The organism is Bradyrhizobium sp. STM 3809 (genome assembly GCF_000239795.1).
GTDB lineage: Bacteria > Pseudomonadota > Alphaproteobacteria > Rhizobiales > Xanthobacteraceae > Bradyrhizobium.
The window spans coordinates 1-3,564 of record NZ_CAFJ01000296.1; the positions used below are offsets into that span (position 1 = coordinate 1).

Sequence of the window (3,564 nt, forward strand, 5' to 3'; positions counted from 1 at the left end):
TCCTTTGAGGGAGACCCCGTGCAGACGACCCTGCTCGGCTTGGCGATTGCCTTCATCCTTGCGCTCCTTGCTGCGCTGATCGGCCCGTATTTCGTCGACTGGAACCAGTTCCGGCCGCAGTTCGAGGCCGAGGCGGGCAAGATCATCGGCGTGCCCGTGCGGGTCGCCGGTGCGCTGGACGCACGGCTGTTGCCGACGCCGACCTTGCGGCTGCGCCAGGTCACCTTCGGCGGCGCCAACCATCTCGGCAAGCTGCGCGCCGACAAGCTCGACGTCGAGTTCAGCCTCGGCGACCTGATGCGCGGCGAGTGGCGGGCGAACGAGCTGACCATCGGCGGCATGGCCGCCGATCTCGGCCTCGACGCCAAGGGCCAGGTCGACCTGCCGTCCGCCTCCGGCCGGTTCAATCTCGCCGCGCTGGCGATCGACCGCTTCAACCTCACCGGCCGCGTCGCCCTGCACGACGCCGCCAGCCGCTCGACCCTGGAGCTGACCGACATCGTGTTCTCCGGCGACGTCCGCTCGCTGGCCGGCTCGCTGCGCGGCGACGGTGCGGTGTCGATCCGCGGCGGCCGCTTTCCGTTCCGGCTGTCGTCGAGCCAGGACAAGGATTCCAACGGCCTGCGCGTCCACCTGAACATCGATCCGGGCGAGCGCCCGGTCATGGCGGATGTCGAGGGCCTGATCAGCTTCCCCAACCGCTCGCCCAAGTTCGAGGGCGCGCTGACGCTGTCGTCGCCGCCGAAGGAGCAGGGCGCCGACAAGCCCGCCAAGGATCAAGCCAGCAAGGATCAAGCGAGCAAGGAGCAGGCGAGCAAGGATCAGCCCGCCAAGCAGGCCAAGAGCCCGCCGGCGGCGGCGCCGTCCGGCACGCCGTGGCGCATCACGACCAAGATCGTCAGCGACCAGGCGTCCGCCAAGTTCGACCAGATCGAGGTGAGCTTCGGTCAGGAGGATCGCTCGCTGAAATTCACCGGCAGCGGCGATGCCAAGTTCGGCGCGGCCCCGGTCCTGAAGGCGTCGCTGGCGGCACGCCAGCTCGACGCCGACAAGCTGCTCGCCGGCGACGAGGTGAAGGACCGCCGCGCGATTGCGCCGGCACTGGTGCTGCCGGCGCTGCGCAACTGGATCGCGCAGCTGCCGACCCTGCCGCTGCCGGCCAATGTCCAGTTCACGACCGAGCAGATCATGCTGTCGGGCCGTCCGGTGCAGAACTTCACCGCCGACCTGCACAACGAGACCACGGCCTGGAGCCTGGAGAAGGTCGACCTGCGCGCGCCCGGATCGACCCGCCTGACGTTCCGGACGATCGGCATCTCGACCTCGGTCACCGCGGGCTTCACCGGCGCGCTCGATCTCGACTCGTCGGAGCCGGATGCGCTGGTCGCCTGGCTGCAGGGCCGCACCGACACCAGCTATCGCACCCAGCGCCCGCTGCGCATCCGCGGCGATCTCAACGTCGCGCCGGAGCGGGTCGCGATCGATGGCCTGAAGGCTGACATCGATGGCGGCTCGGTCGATGGCCGCGTGGCGCTGATCAACCGGCCGGCCGGCGCCGGTTCGCGTTTCGAGGCAGTACTGAAGGGCGACCGCCTCGATCTCGATGCGGCGATGGCGATGACGCGCTCGCTGGTCGGCGTCACCGGCGAGTGGCCGGCGGAAGCCAGTGTGGCGCTGGATGTCGGCCGCGCCAAGCTCAGCGGCCAGGAGCTGCGCCCGCTCACCGCGCGCGTGTCCTATGATCCGAAGACGATCGCCGTCGATCAGATCAAGTTCGGGCAGAGCGGCGGCGTCACCACCGAGGGCTCCGGCCGGTTCGATCGCGCCGACGCCACGGGGCGGATGACGGTGACGTCGATGGCCAGCTCCTTGAAGGAGATCACGGCGCTGGTGCAGCCCTTGGCGCCGCAGATCACGGCGCGCTTCGATGCGCTGAATACGCCGGCCGGGGCCGCCCGGCTCAAGCTCACGCTGGATCTCGCCAAGGATCCTGCCAATGCCGATCGCAGCCAGGCCAAGGCGGTGCTCGATCTCGACGCGCCGCAATTGAAGGGCTCGGCCACGCTGACGGCAAAGCCGTCGGCGGCGGCGCTGCGCAGCTTCGAGGTCGACGCGATCGATCGCACCGAACTCGGCGTCGAGAGCCGCGTCTCCGCCGAGCAGGGCAATGTCGTGCTGGCGCTGCTCGGGCTCGATCGGATCGCCGCCGTCGGCAACGGCCCGGCCGAATTCCAGTCCAGCATCACCGGCGGCTGGCGCACGCCGCTGCGGGTGACGGCGAAACTCTCCGGCGTCGGCCTCGATGGCGACGCGCAGGGCACGGTCGAGCCCTGGGGCGATGCCGCCAAGGCCAATGTCAATCTGCGGCTGCGCAACGCCAATCTGGCGCCGCTGCTCGGCCTCAAGCCGCAGGATGCCGCGGCACAGAACATCCGCCTGTTCGGCAAGGTCGGATTGTCCGATGGGCGCGTGACCCTGGAGGATATCGACAGCACCGTCGGCGGCTCGCGGCTGCGTGGCCGGCTGGCGGTCAATCTCGATGACGACCGGCAGGTCGATGGCGAGATCGGACTTGACGCGCTCGACGTGCCGCAAGTGTTCTCCGTGCTGGTCGGTGCGGCTGGTCGCGAGCAGGCCGAGCCGTTGGGGCCCGGACTCCTGAAGGGCTGGCGCGGACGCCTCTCCTTCCAGGCGCTGAGCGGCGCCGTGTTGAACGGCACCGACCTGCGGCCGCTCGCCGGCGCGATCAAGAGCGACGGCCAGTCGGTGACCATCGAGAACCTCAAGGGCAAGCTCGGCGGCGGCGACGTGATCGCCACGGTCGAGGCACGGCCCAACCCGAACGGCCTGGTTCTGAATGGACGCGTCGAACTCGCCGGCATCGACGGCAACGCGCTGCGCTATCGCAGCCTGAGGATGCCGGCCGGCAAGATCTCGGCGCAGATGACGCTGGCTGCCGAAGGTCGCAGCGTGCAGGGCCTCGTCAATGCGCTCTCCGGCAACGGCACCGTCACGCTGGACAATGCGTCCATCGCAAATCTCGATCCGCGGGCGTTCGATGCCGCGTTGCGCGCCGCCGATGCGGGGCAGGTGAGCGACGACGGCAAGCTGCGGCAGGTGGTCGAGCCGGCGCTGGCGTCGGGGACGCTGTCGGTCGCATCGGCGCAGATCCCGTTCATCATCCGCGACGGCCGCGTCCGCGTCGGCGCCACGACGCTGGAGGCGCAGGGCGCGCGCGCGATCGTCTCGGGCGGCTTCGACGTTCCGGCCGACCAGGCCGACATCCGCGCCAGCCTGAGCTCGAACACCGTCGGCAACGCCAACAGCCGTCCCGAGGTGCAGCTGTTCGTGATGGGCACGCCCGATGCGCTGAACAAAGTGGTCGACGTGACGTCGCTGTCGTCCTGGCTGGCCGTGCGCGCGATCGATCGCGAGACGCGGCGTCTCGATGCGATCGCGCGCGGCGAGGTGCCGCCGGCCTATCCGTCGTCGACGGCGTCGCTGCCGGGCGGCTCGGAGGCGCCGCCGGCGACGCCCAATGCCGCCGAGGTGCCGATGCCCGGT

1 protein-coding gene is annotated in these 3,564 nt (G+C 70.2%); it reads left to right on the forward strand.

Annotated elements, in window-relative coordinates; genetic code table 11:
- Positions 1-18: 18 nt before the first annotated feature.
- Positions 19-3,564: AsmA family protein (locus BRAS3809_RS16700; protein ID WP_035656510.1), on the forward strand; the 3,546-nt coding region annotated here is incomplete at its 3' end.